Source organism: Bradyrhizobium genomosp. III, from assembly GCF_000261705.1.
GTDB lineage: Bacteria > Pseudomonadota > Alphaproteobacteria > Rhizobiales > Xanthobacteraceae > Bradyrhizobium > Bradyrhizobium ottawaense.
Map to the genome: position 1 here is coordinate 1 of NZ_AJQF01000153.1, position 18,496 is coordinate 18,496.

The 18,496-nt window shown below is 67.0% G+C and carries 16 protein-coding genes, 1 pseudogene and 1 riboswitch; of the genes and pseudogenes, 11 read left to right on the top strand and 6 right to left on the bottom strand.

Features of this window, described 5'->3' with window-relative positions:
* Both IC66_RS0112980 and IC66_RS0112985 read left to right on the top strand, forming a co-directional pair.
* Positions 1-1,762 (top strand): annotated as a pseudogene (locus IC66_RS0112980) (leukotoxin LktA family filamentous adhesin); the annotation flags it as partial.
* Between the two features lie 11 nt (positions 1,763-1,773).
* Positions 1,774-3,462, top strand: a complete 1,689-nt coding sequence (locus IC66_RS0112985; RefSeq protein WP_038947908.1) for a ShlB/FhaC/HecB family hemolysin secretion/activation protein — start codon at positions 1,774-1,776, stop codon at positions 3,460-3,462.
* A 130-nt stretch (positions 3,463-3,592) separates the two neighbouring features.
* On the opposite strand, the gene bluB is transcribed toward IC66_RS0112985, so the two are convergent.
* Genes bluB through cobU form a run of 3 tightly spaced genes read right to left on the bottom strand, consistent with a single transcriptional unit; the run spans position 3,593 to position 5,512 of the window.
* Complete coding sequence (gene bluB, locus IC66_RS0112990; RefSeq protein WP_038947909.1) at positions 3,593-4,225, bottom strand: 5,6-dimethylbenzimidazole synthase; 633 nt, start codon at positions 4,223-4,225, stop codon at positions 3,593-3,595.
* Between the two features lie 4 nt (positions 4,226-4,229).
* On the bottom strand, positions 4,230-5,012 hold the full coding sequence (cobS, locus tag IC66_RS0112995) for an adenosylcobinamide-GDP ribazoletransferase (protein ID WP_028142434.1): 783 nt from the start codon (positions 5,010-5,012) through the stop codon (positions 4,230-4,232).
* Positions 5,009-5,512 carry a bifunctional adenosylcobinamide kinase/adenosylcobinamide-phosphate guanylyltransferase gene (gene cobU / locus IC66_RS0113000; RefSeq protein WP_038947910.1) on the bottom strand — a complete coding sequence of 168 codons (504 nt, stop codon included), beginning with the start codon at positions 5,510-5,512 and terminating at the stop codon, positions 5,009-5,011. The genes cobS and cobU overlap by 4 nt, the downstream gene beginning before the upstream one ends.
* Before the next feature lie 121 nt (positions 5,513-5,633).
* Here cobU and cbiB point away from each other — a divergent pair, with 121 nt between their 5' ends.
* Positions 5,634-6,575 (top strand): adenosylcobinamide-phosphate synthase CbiB, encoded by a 942-nt coding sequence (gene cbiB / locus IC66_RS0113005; protein WP_049806524.1) that lies wholly within the window; start codon positions 5,634-5,636, stop codon positions 6,573-6,575.
* A gap of 11 nt (positions 6,576-6,586) precedes the next feature.
* Positions 6,587-7,552, top strand: coding sequence for a threonine-phosphate decarboxylase CobD (cobD, locus tag IC66_RS0113010; protein ID WP_038947912.1), 966 nt, complete (start codon positions 6,587-6,589; stop codon positions 7,550-7,552).
* Here cobD and IC66_RS0113015 read toward each other — a convergent pair.
* Entirely contained in the window at positions 7,541-8,989 is a 1,449-nt protein-coding gene (locus IC66_RS0113015) for a cobyric acid synthase (RefSeq protein WP_038947913.1), read from the bottom strand. The two genes, cobD and IC66_RS0113015, sit on opposite strands and share 12 nt — an antisense overlap.
* Before the next feature lie 5 nt (positions 8,990-8,994).
* Complete coding sequence (cobO, locus tag IC66_RS0113020; protein WP_028142439.1) at positions 8,995-9,630, bottom strand: cob(I)yrinic acid a,c-diamide adenosyltransferase; 636 nt, start codon at positions 9,628-9,630, stop codon at positions 8,995-8,997.
* 40 nt (positions 9,631-9,670) lie between these two features.
* Positions 9,671-9,890: riboswitch (cobalamin riboswitch) on the top strand.
* Positions 9,891-9,984: 94 nt separating this feature from the next.
* Here cobO and IC66_RS0113025 point away from each other — a divergent pair.
* Genes IC66_RS0113025 through cobJ form a run of 7 tightly spaced genes read left to right on the top strand, consistent with a single transcriptional unit; the run spans position 9,985 to position 17,892 of the window.
* Positions 9,985-10,359 (top strand): DUF1636 family protein, encoded by a 375-nt coding sequence (locus IC66_RS0113025; protein WP_038947914.1) that lies wholly within the window; start codon positions 9,985-9,987, stop codon positions 10,357-10,359.
* Positions 10,356-11,390: a cobalamin biosynthesis protein CobW gene (gene cobW, locus IC66_RS0113030; RefSeq protein ID WP_028142441.1), complete on the top strand. Its 1,035-nt coding sequence runs from the start codon at positions 10,356-10,358 to the stop codon at positions 11,388-11,390. Before IC66_RS0113025 ends, cobW begins: the two co-directional genes overlap by 4 nt.
* Complete coding sequence (cobN, locus tag IC66_RS0113035) at positions 11,390-14,638, top strand: cobaltochelatase subunit CobN (protein ID WP_038947915.1); 3,249 nt, start codon at positions 11,390-11,392, stop codon at positions 14,636-14,638. The genes cobW and cobN overlap by 1 nt, the downstream gene beginning before the upstream one ends.
* Positions 14,635-15,798 (top strand): precorrin-3B synthase, encoded by a 1,164-nt coding sequence (gene cobG, locus IC66_RS0113040; RefSeq protein ID WP_038947916.1) that lies wholly within the window; start codon positions 14,635-14,637, stop codon positions 15,796-15,798. Before cobN ends, cobG begins: the two co-directional genes overlap by 4 nt.
* The gene (locus IC66_RS0113045) at positions 15,798-16,427 is read left to right on the top strand and encodes a precorrin-8X methylmutase (protein ID WP_038947917.1); all 630 of its coding nucleotides are present in this window, start codon (positions 15,798-15,800) and stop codon (positions 16,425-16,427) included. Before cobG ends, IC66_RS0113045 begins: the two co-directional genes overlap by 1 nt.
* A gap of 2 nt (positions 16,428-16,429) precedes the next feature.
* A complete protein-coding gene (locus tag IC66_RS0113050) occupies positions 16,430-17,161 on the top strand; it encodes a precorrin-2 C(20)-methyltransferase (protein ID WP_038947918.1) in 732 nt (243 codons plus the stop codon).
* Entirely contained in the window at positions 17,158-17,892 is a 735-nt protein-coding gene (gene cobJ / locus IC66_RS0113055) for a precorrin-3B C(17)-methyltransferase (protein WP_038947919.1), read from the top strand. The genes IC66_RS0113050 and cobJ overlap by 4 nt, the downstream gene beginning before the upstream one ends.
* Here the strand turns inward: cobJ and IC66_RS0113060 are convergent.
* Positions 17,868-18,496, bottom strand: a 629-nt coding sequence (locus IC66_RS0113060; RefSeq protein ID WP_038947920.1) for a cobalt-precorrin-6A reductase, incomplete at its 5' end; no start/stop codon positions are given. The two genes, cobJ and IC66_RS0113060, sit on opposite strands and share 25 nt — an antisense overlap.

The window sequence follows — 18,496 nt, forward strand, 5'->3', positions numbered from 1 at the left end:
CGTCGGCACGACACTGGGTGCGACGGCGAGCCAGGGTGGCATCACCTTCCAGACCGCGCAGAGCGGCGGCACGCTGACCATTCGCGCCCGCGACAACGTCACCTTCAACGCGCTGACGGCGACCGGCATCAACGGCGATGCCGGCAGCATCAACGTCACCGCCGACACTGGCTTCATCCTGGCGCAGACGGTGACCTCGGGCGGTGCGACCACGATGGGCTCGGTTTCGGCCCATGGCTCCGCGAGCCTCGTTGCGGCCACGACCATCAGCGGCAACACGCTCGCGGCTTCGACGGGCTCGGGCCTGCTGACTGCCGCCGGCCCGATCAACTGGAACGTCCTCAATGTCGGGACGACGCTGGTCGCGACCGCGGGGCAGGGCAGCATCACCTTCCAGACCGCGCAGAGCGGCGGCACGCAGACCATCCACGCCCATGACAACGTCACCTTCAATGCGTTGACGGCGACGGGCATCAATGGCGATGCCGGCAGCGTCAACGTCAACGCGGACAACGGTTTCATCCTCGCGCAGACCGTGATTTCAGGCGGCGCGCCGACGCTCGGCTCGGTCTCGGCCCACGGCTCGGCGAGACTGATCGCGGCGGGTGCGAACACCGGGCATAACCTCACGGCCACCGCCGGCAATGCAGTCCTCAGCGGCACGGTCGTTCATTGGGATAATCTCAACGTTGGCGGCACGCTCGACGTCACCGCGACAACCGGAGGGATCACCGTCGGCACCGCCATCAGCGGCGGCACGCAGACCCTGCATGCCGTGAACGACGTCGTCTTCAGCCAGCTCACCACGACGGGGATCCCGGGCGATGCCGGCGATCTCAACATCAAGTCCGACACGGGCTCGCTCCGCGGCGGATCGATCTCCGCCCACGGCGACACGCATTTCGATGTGGTCGGACCGGTCTCGCTCGACCGGATCAGCGGCGACGTCGTCAAGATGACCTCGTCGGGTGATTTGACGATCAACTGGGTCAGCGTCGTGCGGGAGCTCGACCTCGCGGCCGATACGATCAACGTCAAGGGCGAGCAGATCCGTTCGAACCCGGCGGTCCCGCTGATCCTGAACGTCACCGGCTACAACGGCGGCGTTGCGAAGTCCGCCAACATCTCGATCGACCCCGACCACATCATCGTCAACCAGTTCAGGGTGGTGGACGCGACCTTCTGGACCGATGCGCCGGCCGTCTCGATCCTGAACGGCTACGTGCCGGGCCAACTCATGCTCACCACGGCGACCCAGCAGATACTCCTGAACAATCGTACGCCGGCGCCGTCCAATTGGCCGTCGCTGCAGCTGTATCAGCCGGGCGGCGTGTTCACGATGAGCCAGCTCGGCAACGCCAATGTCGGCAATGCCTATGTGGTGTTCTACACCGGCGACGTCTCGGCGACCGTCACCAATTACGGCCCGACCCACAGCTGCTGCAATGTCTTCACCGGTGCCAGCATGGCGCGCAACATCTCGGTCGACGGCGAGGGCAAAGAGAGCATCGAGACCTGGCTCGCGAAGAAGGATGGGGGGACCTTCTACCTGCTCGGTCTCTCCGGCCAGGCGCGGCTCGACGCGCTGCTGACGCCACGGCCGGTCGAGGCCGTCGGCTCCGGCCCCGCCGTTAACGTCGAAGGGCTCAGCGACATGCGCAAGCTGCGCCAGAAGGGGCAGCGTGCGGGACGTCCGGGCTGGAAGGATGCGGCGGTTGAAACGGAAAAGCCGGCCGTTGGCCGTCTCGCACAGGCATGGTAATTGGATTCGGGATGCGGATTCTGGGGGCGTCGTTGGCGATCGGGCTTGCAGCTTGCTGCATCGCCTCCGCGCGCGCCCAGTCGATCAATCCCGGCGTGATCCAGAACGACGTCGACCGGCAGCGGCGGCAGCTCGAGCAGCAGAGCGCGCCGCCCAAGCTCACCGGGCCGGCGGTGATCGGCGGCGAGCGGGAAAAGTCCCAGCTCCTGAAGCCAGGCGGGCCGAAATTTCGCCTGCGCAAGGTCACGTTCGACGAGTCCAAGTTCATCACGCCGGCGGAGCTGGATGAGATCGCGAAGAGATATGTCGGCAAGGACGTCGACATCGCCTCGCTGTTGCAGCTCGTTGCTGACATCAATGCGGTCTATGCCGCGCGCGGCATCGTCACGGGCATCGCGACCCTGCCCGAGCAGGATGCCAAGGGCGGCGTCGTCCGCGTCAAGCTGACCGAGGGACGGCTGCAGAAGACGACCGTCGAGGGCAACAAGCAGACTCGCACCGATTACATCCTCGATCGCGTGAAGGAGCCCGAAGGCGAGGTCCTCGACGTTCCAAAACTCAACCGCGACGTGATCTGGTTCAACCGGACCAACGACGTGCAGATCAAGGCGCTGCTGCAGCCCGGCACGAGCTTCGGCCTCACCGACCTCCAGTTCGCGGTGATCGAGCCGCCGGTCGACACCTTGCAGCTCTTCACCGACAATCAGGGTTCCGAAAACACCGGGCGTTGGGAGGGCGGTGCCTTCTACAAGCGCCACGGATTGTTCGGCGTCGACGACCGCCTGACCTTCTACGGCGTCCGCTCCGACGGCAATCTCAACGGCAATGTCGCCTACAGCATCCCGGTCAATCCCTGGGGCGGCCGCGCCGGCGTCAGCTATACCGAAGGCAAGATCAAGATCGTCCAGGGGCCGTTCGTCGCGCTCGACGTCACCGGTCGCTCGAGCCAGGCCGCTGTCAATTTCAGCCAGCCGGTCTGGGTGACGCAGGACTGGCTGGTGCTGCTCAACGCGGCCTTGACCGAGGGCAAGACCGTCAGCCGCTTTGCCACGGTCGCCGTCACCGACGACCACTACGACAAGACCACGGCTGGAATCTCGGTGACCAAGTCCGGCAACACCTATTCGATCACGGTCTCGCCGGCAGTGAACTACATCGCGTGGCATGACTATGTGCTCGGCAACAACCGCGCGTTCAACACCTATACCGGCTCGCTGATCGCGACGAGCGCCGCAGGGCCCCAGAACTTCAGCGCCAATGTGCTGGCGAGCTGGCAGTACACGCAGGAGAAGCTGCTGCCGGGCGATCAGATCTTCTCGATCGGCGGCCCCACCACCGTACGCGGTTATCCCTCCAATGCGGCCTCCGGCGACAGCGGCTATTATCTCAGCGCCGAGCTGCACTACAACTGGTCGCAATGGCTCAGGGGTTTCGACACCTACATCTTCACCGATTGGGGCGCGGTGTATTCGACCTTCCCCGGCGTCACCGAAATGGCCTCGGTCGGCGTCGGTTTCTCCTGGACCTATGCGCAGTTCATGACCTTCGAGGCAAATTACGCGACGCCACTGAAGATGGCGGTCTCGACCCAGAACCATTACGAGGCCTATGGCCGCGTCATCTTCCGCCCGCTGCTGATGTTCCAGAAGCCGGAGCCACCCGCGCCTGTGGCGGCGGTGGCCGGCCGGAGCAGGTCGTAGCGGAAGGTTGTGCCCGCTCTCTCCGCCGTCATTGCGAAGAGCCCTTGCGATCCTGGATTGCTTCGCCTCGCTCGCAATGACGGATGGATCGACTGCCGATATCTGACTGGCGAGTTGGGGCGCGATCCGCTTAACGCCGCATTGTAAACTCGTCCGCGCCGCGCCGGTGCTCCCATTTCGCCTGCTCCAGCTCGGGCTGGTCGCATTCGGCTTCCGGATAGCCGATGCAGAGATAGGCGATGAACTTCCAGGTATCGGGCACGTCGAGGACGACGTGGATGCGATCCGGGTTGAGGATTGAGACCCAGCCGATGCCGATGCTTTCGGCGCGCGCGGCGAGCCACATCGCGGTGATGGCGGCGACCACGGAATACTCGGTCGTCTCCGGCATGGTCGCACGGCCGAGGCCGTGGCCGATGTCGCTGGCCTTGTCGGCGAACACGGCGAGGTGACCGGGGGCCTGCTCAAGGCCCGACAGTTTCAGCGTGGCGTAGCGGGCTGCGCGTTCGCCGGAATAGCAATTCAGTGCGTCGGCGTTGCACGCCGTGAAATCGTCGATGATGGCGCGACGTCGCGCAGCATCATCGACGGTGACGAAGCGCCAGGGCTGGCTGAGGCCGACCGAGGGCGACAGGCAGGCGGTCTCGATCAGGCGATCGATGGCGCCGGCCGGCAGCGGGTCGGTTCGAAAGCGGCGGACGTCGCGGCGCCACACGAACAGCTCGCGCAAGTGCTGACGGAAGGTGTCGTCGAACTCGACCATGAGATCAGCCTCCCATCCGGAAGGATGCCGCGACCAGCAGAATGAGAATCTCGCCGATCTGCTCGAACGCACCGAGGATGTCGCCGGTCTGCCCGCCGATCTGGCGCACGGCAAGCCGCGCCAGCAACAGGCCGGCGAGCGACAGCAGGATCAGGCCGACCAGCGCCTTGCCCGGCCCCAACGCGAGAGCGAGCGCGAGCGTTCCAAGAGCGAAGGCGATGGCGACGCTGCGGCCCGGCGGCGATCCCGCGCTCGCCGACAGCCCGTCAGGCCGCGCTGGCGGTACCAGTGACATGAAGGCCGGCACGCCCGCGCGGGCGGCGGCGTGCGCGGCGCAAAGCGCAAATGCCACCAGCAAGGGATCGGCGATCGCCGCGAGTGCGCTCCAGCGCAGGCCGAACGACAGGATCAGCGCGCAGACGCCGTAGGTCCCGATCCGGCTGTCGCGCATGATCTCGAGCTTGCGCTCGCGCGTGCGGCCGCCGCCGAGCCCATCGGCCGTATCGGCAAGACCGTCTTCGTGCAGCGCGCCGGTGATGAGGGCGGTCGTGGCCAGTGCGAGCAGGGCGGCAATGTTCGGCGTCAGTCCGAAGCGGATGGCGACCTTGTAGACGAAAGCGCCGGCAAGGCCGACCAGCAGTCCGGCCACGGGTAGCGCCCATGTCGCACGCGCGACGGCGCCATCGGCCGCGGGCTTGGACGATGCCACGGGAAGGATCGTGACGAACGACGCCGCCATCCTGAGATCGGCGACCATGTCCTTGAAGAGTTCGGAGCGCGGCATCATTTCAATTTCATGGGCAAACCGGCGACGACGAACTCGACCTCGTCGGCGGCTTCGGCGATGATCTGGTTCATGATGCCGGCGGCGTCGCGATAGCTGCGCGCCAGCGCGTTGTCGGGGACGATGCCGAGACCGACTTCGTTGGACACGAAGACGACGGGGCTTTTCAGGCGGGGCAGGGCGGCGGCGAGTTCTCCGACTTCGCGCTCCCAGTCGCGCTCGGCATGCATCAGGTTGGAGAGCCACAGCGTCAGGCAGTCCACGAGCGTTGCGCCGCCACCGTCGGTCGCGATCAGCGCGGGGACGAGATCGAGCGGCACCTCGCGCTCGATCCAGTCCGTTCCGCGGCGCGCGCGGTGCTTGGCGATCCGCGCTTCCATTTCGCTGTCAAGCGCCTCAGCCGTCGCGACATAGACGGGCCGCCCGGGGAAGGCGCGCGTGCGCATTTCCGCACGCTTGCTCTTGCCCGATCGCGCTCCGCCCGTGATCAAGATGACGGCCATAAAGGTCTCCTGTAAGCCTGACTAATCACCAAACGCGGCCAAAGACAAAGCCGAAATCAGCCGGGCGGGGGCTTGCACTCTGCCTTCGCTTTGCGCAACAGGGGCGGGACAGGAGGCGTGTGTGGGCTTTGCGGGCGCGATGGTGGTGGCGATGGCGGTGGATGCCCTCCTGGGCTGGCCGTCTTGGCTGTTCGCGCGGATCGGTCATCCCGTGACCTGGCTGGGTCGGCTGATCGGTGCAATTGATCGCGGCTGGAATCGCGGGTCAGATCCGCCGGCGCTCCGCCGCGCTGCTGGTGTCGCCGGATCGCTCCTGGTGATCGCATTTTCCGTTGCGATCGGCTGCGCGCTTCAGGCCTTGCTTTCCTCGAGTTGGATCCAAATCGTGCTGGTCGGTATCCTGGCCTGGCCGCTGGTTGCGCTGCGCTCGCTGCATGATCACGTGGCCGCCGTCGCAAATCCATTGCTGGCTGGCGATATCGCCGCCGCGCGCGACGCGGTTTCGCGGATCGTCGGCCGCGATCCCGCAGCGCTCGATGAAGCCGGCATCGCGCGCGCGGCGATCGAGAGCCTTGCGGAAAATGCCTCCGACGGCATCGTGGCGCCGGTGTTCTGGGGCGCGTTGTTCGGCCTGCCGGGCATCCTCGGCTACAAGGCGATCAACACGCTGGACTCCATGATCGGCCATCGCAACGAGCGGCACGAGGCCTTCGGCTGGGCGGCGGCGCGCATCGACGATGTCGCCAATTTCATTCCGGCGCGGCTGACCGGATTTTTGTTCGTGCTGCTAGCGCCGCGGCGATCGGAGGCGTTGTCGTGCATGACGCGCGACGCACGGCGTCACCGCTCGCCCAATGCCGGCTGGCCGGAGGCGGCCATGGCGGGGGCGCTTGGCGTCCGGCTCAGCGGCCCCCGCATCTATCACGGCAGCGCGACCGACGAGCCTTGGCTCAACGAGGGCGCGCGCGATCCGCGCGCCGCTGATATCGCCGAGGCACTGACGGTCTACCGCCGCGCCATGGTGCTGCTCGCTGGCACCCTTGCGATCCTGGCTTTCGCATGAAAGAACGGGACATGCGCGAGCACGGTGGAAATCTGGATCTGGCACAGCAGCGTTTCGGCGGACGCGCGGAAGATTGGATCGATCTGTCGACAGGAATCAACCGGCTGCCTTATCCCGTCGGCGAGATCGATGCGCACTATTGGAATGCGCTGCCCTCGCAATCCGACATCAACGCCCTGCATCAGGCGGCGCAGCATGCCTATCGCACCAGCGCACCGATCGTTGCGATGGGCGGCGCGCAGGCTGCCATTCAATTGCTGCCGCAGCTGTTACGAACCGGCCGCGCCCACATCATCGGACCGACCTACAATGAATACGCAGGGGTTCTGTCGGCCGCAGGCTGGGATGTCCAGGAGGTCAGGGAACTCGACGCGCTGGCGGGCGCGGATCTTGCGGTGATCGTCAATCCCAACAACCCCGGCGGACAGCATCGTGCACCAAAGGATCTGCTCGCACTGCTGCCGCGCGTCGGCCGCCTCGTCATCGACGAGAGCTTCGTCGACGCCGTTTCGCAGCTGTCGCTTGCATCGGAAGCCGATCGACCGGGACTGCTGATCCTGCGCTCGTTCGGAAAGTTCTATGGCCTTGCCGGCCTGCGGCTCGGCTTCGCGATCGGCAATGCCGCCGACATTGGCAAGCTTGCGTCGATGTCGGGTCCATGGCCGGTTTCGGGAGCGGCGATCGCGATCGGCTGTCGCGCGCTGCGCGACGACGCCTGGGCTGAGACCACGTCAGCGCGACTTGCCCGGGACTGTGTTCGCCTCGATGCCATAGCGCAAGCGCAAGGCTGGATGCTGCTTGGGGGGACGCCGCTGTTCCGTCTCTACGAGACACCCGACGCGCTCGCCGCGCAAGACAGACTGGCACAAAGCCAGATCTGGTCGCGCGTCTTCGCGCAAAAGCCGACATGGCTTCGGCTCGGGCTTCCCGGCAGCGAAGCCGAATGGATGCGCCTTGCCGAGGTGCTAGCGCGCTAGCGCAAGCAGACCTTCGACGTCGAGATGCTTTTCGATGTGGTCGGCCAGCGCATCGAGCGCACTCTCGACCCGGGCGTGGTAGGGCTCGTTGCCAGCGGGAATGTCGAGCTTTGCGAGGTACGCCTTGCGGAAATCATCCGACGTGAACAGGCCGTGCAGGTAGCTGCCCTGCACGCGGCCATCGCGCGAGATCGCGCCTTCGGTCTCGCCGTTCAGTGTCGCAAACGGGCGCGCACGATCGGGCCCATCGGTACGGCCGATGTGAATTTCGTACGCCTCGATCGGCTGATCCGTGGCGGCATGCACAGCCGTAACCCGCGTCAGCGTCTTCTGCGGACTCATCACCGTGTCCACATCCAGCAGCCCGAGCCCCGCCGTGTCGCCTGCGGGACCTTCAATCCCCTCTGGGTCCGCAACGCTGCGCCCGAGCATCTGATAGCCGCCGCAGAGGCCGAGCACATAGCCACCCCTGCGGTGATGTGCGAGCAGATCGATGTCCCAGCCTTGCGTGCGCAGGAAGGCGAGATCGCCGCGGGTGGATTTCGAGCCGGGAACGATGACGAGGCGGACATCGCCTGGGATGGCTTCGCCGGGGCGTACCATCACGAGATCGACGCCCGGCTCGAGCTTGAGCGGATCGAGATCGTCGAAATTGGCGATCCGCGACAGCGCGAGGCAGGCGATCTTGCATTGGCCCGGCTTGCGCGCGTCGCTGAGGCCCAGCGCATCCTCGGCCGGCAGCTCGCCGGCGCGGGCGAACCAGGGCAGCACGCCAAGGCCGCGCCACGCGGTCTTTTGCTCGATCAGCCTGTAGCCGTCGTCGAACAGGGTGGGATCGCCGCGGAACTTGTTGATGACAAAACCCCGGATTATCGCGGCATCGTCGGGGTCGATCACCGTCTTGATGCCGACGAGCTGGGCGATGACGCCGCCGCGGTCGATGTCGCCGATCAGCACGACCGGCACGTCGGCCTTGCGCGCAAAACCCATATTGGCGATGTCGGCCTTACGCAAATTCACCTCGGCCGGACTGCCGGCGCCTTCCACCAGCACCAGATCGGCGCGTGCCTTCAGCCGCTCAAAGCTCTCCAGCACCGCGCCCATCAGCGAGGGCTTCATCGCGGCGTAGTCACGCGCGCGCGCAGTCGCGATGCGCTTTCCGTGGACGATCACCTGCGCGCCGACATCGGTCTCGGGCTTGAGCAGCACGGGGTTCATGTCGGTGTGCGGTTCGACGCCTGCTGCCAGCGCCTGCAGCGCCTGGGCGCGGCCGATCTCGCCGCCATCGATGGTGACGGCGGCGTTGTTCGACATGTTCTGCGGCTTGAACGGCAGCACGCGCAGGCCGCGCCGCGTGAAGGCACGCGCAAGGCCTGCGACGATGAGCGACTTGCCCACGTCCGAGCCGGCCCCCTGGATCATCAATGCGCGCGCCATCGAACTCAGAACTCGACGCCGGCCTGCGCCTTGATGCCGGAGCGGAAGGGATGCTTGACCAGCGTCATCTCGGTGACGAGATCGGCGATCTCGATCAGCTCGTCCTTGGCGTTGCGCCCGGTGAGGACGACATGCGTCATCGGCGGCTTCGAGGTGGTCAGAAACTCGACGACCTCGGCGATGTCGAGATAGTCGTAGCGCAGCGCGATGTTGATCTCGTCGAGCACGACCATGCGCAAGCTCTCATCGAGGATCAGCTCCTTGGCCTTCTCCCAGCCGGCGCGCGCGGCGGCGATGTCGCGGGCGCGGTCCTGCGTCTCCCAGGTAAAACCTTCACCCATGGCGTGGAACTGGCAGAGGTCGCCGAAATGGCCGGTGAGCAGGCGTCGCTCGCCGGTATCCCAGGCGCCCTTGATGAACTGCACGACCGCACAGGGGAAGCCATGGGCGACGCAGCGGACGATCATGCCGAAGGCCGAGGAGGACTTGCCTTTGCCGGCGCCGGTGTGGACGATGATGAGGCCCTTTTCGCCGCTCTTGGTCGCCATGATCTTGTCGCGGGCGGCCTTCTTCTTCGCCATTTTCGTGGCGTGGCGGGCGTCGGTTTCCTCGGCCGTTTTTGTATCCGGTTCAGGCGTCATCGGTCCCGGTCCTTCGGCTTGACAAGTGGCGGCCACCGGCAAATGGTGGCCCGGCGTTGGTTCCTGTCCTATGACAGGCGAAGAGGGAATGCGATAGGGTCCGAATCGGCAAGATTTGGGTCCAAAATGCAGCCGCCCCCGCGACCGTGACCGGAGAGATGCCCGAAGCCACTGATTCCCGCGGGAATCGGGAAGGCGGGGATCGAAGGGCAAAACCCTGCTCCGCAAGCCGGGAGACCTGCCAGCGCGGACGAGTTTTGGACCGGCGGACGGGGTGCTCCGCGACGGGGAAACGGGCCTCGAAAAGAGCGGTCCGTGTGCCTCATCGCCTCCCGCTGTTATCTGGAAGAGGCGATGACCGTCACACTTCACGTCTGCATCACCTGCCGTGCCGGCGAGGCGCCCGCCGAGGGCGAGGCGACGCCCGGCAAGCGCCTGCATGGGGCGATCCTCGACGCCGGCGTGCCCGAGGGCGTCAATGTGGTTCCCGTCGAATGCCTGTCGGCCTGCAATCAGGGCTGCTCGGTCGCGCTCAGCGCGCCCGGCCGCTGGTCGTATGTCTATGGCCGCCTGTCGGATGCGAATGCGCAGGATGTGGTCGCGGGCGCGGCGGCCTATGCGGCGGCGCCGGATGGTCTCGTGCCCTGGCGCAGCCGGCCGGAAATATTCCGCAAGCAATCGCTTGCCCGCATTCCCCCCATTGCCGTCGTGCCGGAGGCCGCCGAATGAACTCGCTCGCAAAAGTCCCTGTGACGGTGGTCACCGGTTTTCTCGGCTCCGGCAAGACGACGCTGATCCAGCATCTGCTCAGCAATGCCGGCGGCAAGAAGCTCGCGGTGCTCGTGAACGAGTTCGGCAGTGAGGGCGTCGACGGCGAGATATTGAAATCCTGCGCCGATGCCAATTGCCCGGAGGAGAACATCATCGAGCTCGCCAATGGCTGCATCTGCTGCACGGTCGCCGACGATTTCATCCCGACCATGGAAAAACTGCTGGCGCGGCCCGTGCGCCCCGATCACATCCTGATCGAGACCTCGGGCCTGGCGCTGCCGAAGCCGCTGCTGAAGGCATTCGACTGGCCGGAGATCCGCTCGCGCATCACCGTCGACGGCGTGATCGCGCTCGCGGATGCCGAGGCTGTCGCCGCCGGCCGCTTTGCACCGGATCCTGATGCCGTCGAAGCGCAGCGGGCGGCAGACCAAAATCTCGATCACGAGACGCCGCTGTCGGAGGTGTTCGAGGATCAGATCGCCTGCGCCGATATCGTGCTGCTGACCAAGGCCGATCTTGCGGGCGCGGCGGGGCTTGAAGCGGCCAAGGCGGCGATTATTGCCGAGATGCCGCGCCGCGTGCCGATGCTCCCCGTGACCGACGGCGCGATCGATGCGCGCGTCATCCTCGGTCTCGGCGCCGCCGCCGAGAACGATCTCGCTGCGCGCCCCTCGCATCATGACGGCGAGGAGGAGCACGAGCACGATGACTTCGCCTCCGTCGTGGTCGACCTTCCTGAAGTCGCCGACGTCGATGCGCTGGTCGCATCCGTCCAGAAGCTGGCACGCGAGCAGAACGTGCTGCGGGCCAAGGGTTACATCGCGGTCGCGGGCAAGCCGATGCGGCTGCTGCTGCAGGCCGTCGGCGAGCGCGTGCGCCACCAGTTCGACAAGCCGTGGGGCGCCGGTCACAGGCGGTCGAAGCTCGTCGTGATCGGCGAGCACGGCGATATCGACGAGGCCGCCATCAAGGCAGGACTAGGTATCTGATGCACGTCGTCTTCCGCGAGAGCCGCGGTCTGGAGGAGACCGCGACGCCAAGGGATATCGGCCAGGACCCGGCCGATCTCGTGGTGCTCTCGTATTCGGATTCGGATCTCGCGGCGTTCGCAGCCGGCTGGCGGCGTGGTCGCGAGAACCTGCCGACGCTGCGGCTCGCGAACCTTGCTGAGCTGCGTCATCCGCTGTCGGTCGACACCTATATCGAGCGCACGCTGTCGCAGGCGCGCGGCATTCTGGTGCGGTTGATCGGCGGGGAGTCCTACTGGCCGTATGGGCTTGCGGCCCTGCAACAGCTTGCGAAGGACCGTGGCATTGTGCTGGCCGTGCTGCCGGCCGATGGCCGTGACGACACGCGGCTCGATGCATACTCGACCTTGCCGGTCTCGACGCTGCGCCGGCTCAAGGTGCTCTGCGACACCGGCGGCCCGGTCGCGGCGCAGGCCGCGATTGCACAGCTCGCGCTGGCCTCGGGCCTCTATGCCGGGCCAGTTATCGGCGAGACGACCGTGCCCGAGATGGGGTTCTACGATCCCGCGCGTGGTGTCATTGCTGCGCCGGTGGGCGGCGAGGGCAGGCCGCGCGCGCTGGTGACGTTCTATCGCTCCTATCTCACCGCTGCCGACACCGGCCCGGTCGATGCCCTGATCGCGACGTTGCGTCAGAAGGGATTTGACACTTGTGGCGCGTTCGTCACGTCGCTGAAGGCTGCGGGCGTTGCGGATTGGCTGCGCGCGTATCTTGCGCAAAATCCTCCGGCGGCGATCGTCAATGCGACGGCGTTCTCGGCCATGGGCGACGACGGCACGACACCATTCGACGCCGCATCCTGTCCGGTGTTTCAGGTCGCGCTCTCCACCGCGCGGCGCGAGGACTGGGTGGACTCGCTGCGCGGCCTGTCGCCCGGCGATCTCGCGATGCATGTGGTGCTGCCCGAGGTCGATGGCCGCCTGTTCGCGGGCGTGGTGAGCTTCAAATCGGAGGGGATGCGTGACCCCGATCTGCAATTTTCGCGTCTTGCGCACGGCGCCGATGAAGGGCGCGTGACGGCCGTCGCCGCGCGCGTCGCGGCCTGGCGGGGCCTCGCGGAGAAGCCAGCTGCCGAGAAGCGCATTGCGATCGTGCTCTCGAATTATCCGGGCCGGCCGCATCAGATCGCGCATGCGGTCGGTCTCGATGCGCTGGCTTCGGTCGAGGCACTGGTGTCGGATCTCGCGGAGGCCGGCTTCGATGTTGCGCCGGTCCACACCCTTGGCGAGACGCTGCTCAAGCGGCAACTGACCTGGGACGTTGCCGATTACCGCGCGGCGCTTTCGCGCCTGCCGCAAGTCTTGCAGGATGATCTCGCGCAAGCCAGGGGCGCGCCGGAGGATGATCCGAGCTGCCAGGACGGCGCGTTTCAATTCGCGGCCGTCGCTTGCGGCAAGTCGATCATCGCGGTTCAGCCGGAACGCGGCGATGCGACCACGCGCGATATCGATTATCACGATCTCGCCCGCACGCCGCGCCACGCCTATGTCGCGTTCTATCTCTGGCTCCGGCAGCAGGCCTGCGATGCCGTCGTGCATATGGGCGCACATGGCACGCTGGAATGGCTACCCGGAAAATCCGTGGCGCTGTCATCGCACTGCTGGCCGGAAGCCCTGATCGGCGATCTCCCGATCATCTATCCCTTCATCGTCAACGATCCCGGCGAGGCCGCGCAGGCGAAACGGCGCATTGGCGCCGTCACCATCGGCCATTTGCCGCCGCCGCTGGAAACATCCTCGGTGCCGGCGGCCCTGCGCCGGCTCGAACGACTTCTCGACGAATATTCGACCGCTGATGGTCTCGATCCCGCGCGCCGCCAACGGCTGATTGCCGCGATCCGCGACGAGGCGCGCGTGGCAGGCCTCGAAGACGATCTCGGTTTGGATGCCTCGGCCGCGCCCGCCGAAGCCATTCCGCGGATTGATCGCTTCGTCTGCGATCTCAAGGAAAGCCAATTCGGGGACGGCCTGCACGTATTCGGCCGCGGCGCCTGCGGTGAGGCGGAGCGCGGAGCGCTGCGCGCCGCGCTTGCCGGCCAGCGCGTTGCGCCGGGACCGTCGGGCTCGCCCTATCGCGGCCGTCAAGACGTGCTGCCGACCGGGCGCAATCTCTTTGCGGTCGATCCGCGCGCCGTGCCGACGCCGTCGGCACATGCGCAGGGGATAAAACTCGCCGAAGAGCTGCTGCGCCGCCATCTGCAGGATCACGGCGACTGGCCGAAGGGGCTCGTCGTCGATCTCTGGGGTTCGGCAACGATGCGCACCGCGGGCGAAGAGTTCGCGATGGCGCTGCATCTGGCCGGCCTTGCGCCGCGCTGGGATCACGCCTCCGGCCGCGTCACCGGCTACGACATCGTCGCGCCGGCCGAGCTCGGCCGTCCCCGCATCGACGTCACGCTGCGCGTGTCCGGCCTGTTCCGCGACGTCTTCTCAGGCCTTGCGCAATTGTTCGAGGCCGCCTCCGAAGCGCTTGCGGCGCGCGAGGACGAGGGCGACGAGAATCCGTACCGCCACCGCGCCTCCCGCGTGTTCGCGCCGCGTCCCGGACAATACGGCGTGGGCCTATCCGCGATCCCCGATGCCTTCACGCCGGAGACCCGCGAGGCAGCCGGTGAAGCCTGGCTGGCGGCATCGTCCTGGGCGTTCTCGGCCGACGGCGAGATGCAGCCGAATCGCGCCGGCATCGAACAGCGCCTCGCTGCGGCCGATGGCTTTGTCCATGTCCAGGACTTGCCGGAGACCGATTTGCTGCTCGCGGCCGACTATGCCGCGCATGAAGCCGGCGTTGCGGCCGCGGCCGCGCATCTCGGCGCGGCAGGGCCGGCGCTCTATCATCTCGACACGACGCGTCCCGAGCAGCCGCATGCGCGCACCCTGACCGAGGAAATCGCGCGTGTCGTCCGTGCGCGTGCCGCGAATCCGGCCTGGATCGCAGGCATGATGCGTCACGGCTTTCGGGGCGCTGCCGAAATCACCGCGACACTGGAGCACATGGCCGCTTTCGCGCATCTCGCCGGCGCCGTGCCGCCGCATCTGTTCGATCTCTACTACGATGCAACGCTCGGCAATGATGACGTCCGCGCTTTCATGGCGCGTGAAAATCCGTCCGCGCTCGCCGCGATGGAAATCTGTTTTGCGCGCCTGCACGATGCGGCGCTTTGGCAAACGCGCCGCAATTCGATCGCCGCGGCGCTGCGGGAGGCCTCATGAGCGCGGCCACGGTCAAGGGCTGGTGTCCCGGCGCGCTGCGCCCGATGCTCTCGGGCGACGGGCTCGTGGTGCGCGTGCGTCCGTTCGGTGGACGGCTGGAAGCACCGCAAATTTCCGGACTTGCCGAGCTCGGCGGGCAACACGGCAATGGTCTGATCGACGTGACGAGCCGCGCCAATCTGCAGATCAGGGGCGTCAGTGAAGCAGGCCATAGGCCGTTGATCGACGGCCTTGCACGATTGGCGCTGCTCGATCCCGATCCGGCTACTGAAGCCCGTCGCAACATCCTCGTCACGCCGTTCTGGCGCGCTGGCGACGCAACACAATCGCTTGCCGCCGAGCTGGAAGAAGCGCTCGAGGATAATGCGCTCGCGCTTCCAACGAAGTTCGGCTTCGCCATCGATGACGGGACCTCGCGCGTGCTCGCCGGCGATTCCGCCGACATCCGCATCGAGCGCGATCGCACAGGCCGTCTCCTGGTGCGGGCCGATGGCGCAAAGCTGGGCCGCTCCGTCGCACGCGGAGAAGCCGTAAGCACGGCGCTCGCGCTCGCAAGCTGGTTCCTGGTCTCCGGCGGCGCGACGGGCGGGCGAGGGCGCATGGCGGCCCACATCGCGTCCGGCGCGGCATTGCCTCAATCGCTGCGCGGCGAGATCGAGCCCGCGCCTGTGATGGCCGCCTCGCGTCCCGGGCACTATCCGCAAGGCGCGATGGTCGGCGTCGCGTTCGGGCAGATGCTGCACACGACGCTGCATCAGTTCGCCGGTTGTGGACATGCGCTGCGCATGACGCCCTGGCGGATGGTGCTGAGCGAAGGCAAGCGCGAGATGCCGAGCGCGCCGGGCCTGATCACCGAGCCCTTTGATCCCGCGCTGCGCGTCATCGCCTGCAGCGGCGCGCCGCGCTGCCGCGAAGCCCATTCCGATACGCGTGCGCTCGCAGCAGCGCTCGCCCCGCGCATCGCCGCCGATGCGCGGCTCCACGTCTCCGGCTGCGGCAAGGGCTGTGCCCATTCCGGCACGGCCGCGGTCACGCTGGTTGCGACGCGCGCCGGATTCGACCTCGTCCGTGACGGCTCGATCCGCGACGAGCCGGTGCTGCGCGACCTGAACGGCGCCGACATCGTCAGCGACCCCTCCATTCTGGTGGGAGGGAATTGATGCCGCACACCTACGAGACCGATGGCGCGGCGATCTACCGGCAGTCCTTCGCCACCATCCGGGCCGAGGCCGATCTTGCCCGCTTCACGCCGGACGAAGAGCGGGTCGTGGTGCGGATGATCCATGCCGCCGGCATGGTCGGCCTGGAGGCGCATATCCGCTTCACTCAGGGCATGGCGACCGCTGCGCGCGCCGCCTTGCAGAGAGGCGCGCCGATCCTGTGCGACGCGCGCATGGTCTCGGAAGGGATTACGCGCGCGAGGTTGCCGGCAGCCAATGCCGTCATCTGCACGCTCGGCGACGAGGCCGTTCCAGCGCTGGCGCAATCCATGCGCAGCACCCGCTCGGCCGCGGCGCTGGAGCTGTGGCGGCCGCATCTCGATGGCGCGATCGTTGCGATCGGCAATGCGCCGACCGCGCTGTTTCATCTGCTCAACATGCTGGAGAACCGTGACTGCCCACGGCCCGCGGCGATCATCGGCTGTCCCGTCGGATTCGTCGGCGCTGCCGAATCCAAGGCCGCGCTGATGGCCGATCCGCCGGCGCCGGCGCTGACGGTCGAGGGCCGCCTCGGCGGTTCCGCGATTACCGTTGCCGCCGTGAACGCCTTGGCGAGCCGGAGCGAATAGCGATGGGGCGCATCATCTGCTGCGGTCTCGGCCCTGGCGATCCTGATCTGATGAGCGTGCGCGCCAATCGCACCGTGCGCGCCGCAAGCCACGTCGCCTATTTCCGCAAGAAGGGCCGGCCGGGCCAGGCGCGGCGCATCGTCGAGGGCATGCTGGCGGCCGATGTCACCGAATATCCCATGGAATATCCGGTCACCACCGAGATCGCCTTCGACAGCGCCGAGTACGTGCAGCTGCTGGCGGGCTTCTACGACGAGTGGGCGGAGCGTCTGGCGCGGCTTTCGCGCGCGGTCGACGTCGTCGTGCTCTGCGAGGGCGACCCTTATTTCTACGGCTCCTTCATGCATCTGCACACGCGCCTGCAAGGCCGCGTCGAGATCGAGGTGATCGCGGGCATTCCCGGCATGGTCGGTTGCTGGAACGGCGTCGGGCAGCCGATCGCGCTCGGCGATGACGTGACGACCGTGCTGATGGGAACGCTGGCCGAGGACGAGCTCGAGCGGCGCATGCGCGATTCCGATGCGGTTGTCGTCATGAAGACCGGGCGCAATCTCGCAAAGGTGCGCCGCGCGCTCAGCTCAGCCGGCCGGCTCGATGATGCCTGGCTGGTCGAGTGCGGCACCATGGCGGGCGAGCGCGTGGTGCGGCTTGCCGAGGTCGACGGCGCCGACTGTCCTTACTTCGCGATCGTGCTGGTACACGGCAAGGGCCGGCACCTGGACGCCGCCGAATGACGGGCACGCTGACCATCGCGGGCCTCGGGCCGGGCAGCGATGCTCTGGTGACGCCCGAGGTCACGGCTGCGCTGGCCTCCGCAACCGATATTCTGGGCTATGCGCCCTATGTCGCGCGCGTGCCCGCGCGCGCTGGGCTCAAGCTGCATCCCTCGGATAACCGCGAGGAGCTGCAGCGCGCGAGCGAAGCCCTGCGGCTTGCCGCAGACGGCGGGCAGGTCGTCGTCGTCTCCTCCGGCGATCCCGGCGTCTTCGCGATGGCCTCTGCCGTGTTTGAGGCGCTCGAACAGGCGCCGCAATGGCGGAATCTTTCGATTCGCGTGCTGCCTGGCATCACGGCGATGCTGGCAGCTGCCGCGCGCGCGGGCGCGCCGCTCGGCCATGATTTCTGCGCGATCAATCTCTCCGACAATCTCAAGCCGTGGGCAGTCATCGAGAAGCGGCTGCGGCTCGCCGCCGAAGCTGATTTTTCGATTGCGATGTACAATCCGCGCTCGGCAAGTCGGCCGGAAGGATTCGGCCGCGCGCTCGCGGTGCTGAAGGACGCCGGTTGCGGCGAGCGCCTCGTGATTTTTGCGCGCGCGGTCAGCACAGCTGACGAGAGGATCGAAACTGTCACGCTGCACGAAGCTCGGCCCGAGATGGCCGACATGCGGACGCTGGTGATCGTCTGCAATTCGCAGACGCGCCGGGTCGGCCGCTGGGTCTATGCGCCGAGGCGGGTAGAATGACCGAGCCACCGCATGATCTCGGCCACGCTCTCGACCCGCGGCCGCTCGGGCAGCTTCGGCCGCGAGATCATGATCACGGGCAGGCCGAGCATGCGGGCCGCGTCGATCTTGGCGCGCGCGCCATCGCCGCCGGAATTGCGGGCGACGATCCAGCCGATGCCGCGTTCGCGCATCATCTCCAATTCACCGTCCAACGTGAACGGTCCACGCGACACGATCACATCGGCGGCGAAGGGCAGCGGCGATTCCGGCGGATCGACGAACCGCAGCGTGTAGGCATGCTGCGGCTTCGTCGCGAACGGCGCGATATGCTGGCGGCCGATGGCGAGGAACACGTTTGCGGGCGGCTCGGGCAGCGCCGCGGCCGCGGCGCTGACATTCGCGACCTCAATCCAATTGTCGCCGGACATCCCGGTCCAAGGCGAGCGCTCCAGCGCGATCAGCGGCGTATCGGTTTCCGCGCACGCCTCGACCGCATTGCGGCTCATCTCCGCAGCGAAAGGATGCGTCGCGTCGATCACATGCGTAATGCCTTCGCTGCGGATGGTGTCGGCAAGCCCGCTCACGCCGCCGAAGCCGCCGATGCGGGTCGGCAGCGGCTGGT

Excerpts from the sequence above, each read along its gene's own strand:
- IC66_RS0112985 (WP_038947908.1), top strand. The coding sequence starts at position 1,774 with ATGCGGATTCTGGGGGCGTCGTTGGCGATCGGGCTTGCAGCTTGCTGC.
- bluB (WP_038947909.1), bottom strand. The coding sequence starts at position 4,225 with ATGGTCGAGTTCGACGACACCTTCCGTCAGCACTTGCGCGAGCTGTTC.
- cobS (WP_028142434.1), bottom strand. The coding sequence starts at position 5,012 with ATGATGCCGCGCTCCGAACTCTTCAAGGACATGGTCGCCGATCTCAGG.
- cobU (WP_038947910.1), bottom strand. The coding sequence starts at position 5,512 with ATGGCCGTCATCTTGATCACGGGCGGAGCGCGATCGGGCAAGAGCAAG.
- cobD (WP_038947912.1), top strand. The coding sequence starts at position 6,587 with ATGCGCGAGCACGGTGGAAATCTGGATCTGGCACAGCAGCGTTTCGGC.
- IC66_RS0113015 (WP_038947913.1), bottom strand. The coding sequence starts at position 8,989 with ATGGCGCGCGCATTGATGATCCAGGGGGCCGGCTCGGACGTGGGCAAG.
- cobO (WP_028142439.1), bottom strand. The coding sequence starts at position 9,630 with ATGACGCCTGAACCGGATACAAAAACGGCCGAGGAAACCGACGCCCGC.
- IC66_RS0113025 (WP_038947914.1), top strand. The coding sequence starts at position 9,985 with ATGACCGTCACACTTCACGTCTGCATCACCTGCCGTGCCGGCGAGGCG.
- cobW (WP_028142441.1), top strand. The coding sequence starts at position 10,356 with ATGAACTCGCTCGCAAAAGTCCCTGTGACGGTGGTCACCGGTTTTCTC.
- cobN (WP_038947915.1), top strand. The coding sequence starts at position 11,390 with ATGCACGTCGTCTTCCGCGAGAGCCGCGGTCTGGAGGAGACCGCGACG.
- cobG (WP_038947916.1), top strand. The coding sequence starts at position 14,635 with ATGAGCGCGGCCACGGTCAAGGGCTGGTGTCCCGGCGCGCTGCGCCCG.
- IC66_RS0113045 (WP_038947917.1), top strand. The coding sequence starts at position 15,798 with ATGCCGCACACCTACGAGACCGATGGCGCGGCGATCTACCGGCAGTCC.
- IC66_RS0113050 (WP_038947918.1), top strand. The coding sequence starts at position 16,430 with ATGGGGCGCATCATCTGCTGCGGTCTCGGCCCTGGCGATCCTGATCTG.
- cobJ (WP_038947919.1), top strand. The coding sequence starts at position 17,158 with ATGACGGGCACGCTGACCATCGCGGGCCTCGGGCCGGGCAGCGATGCT.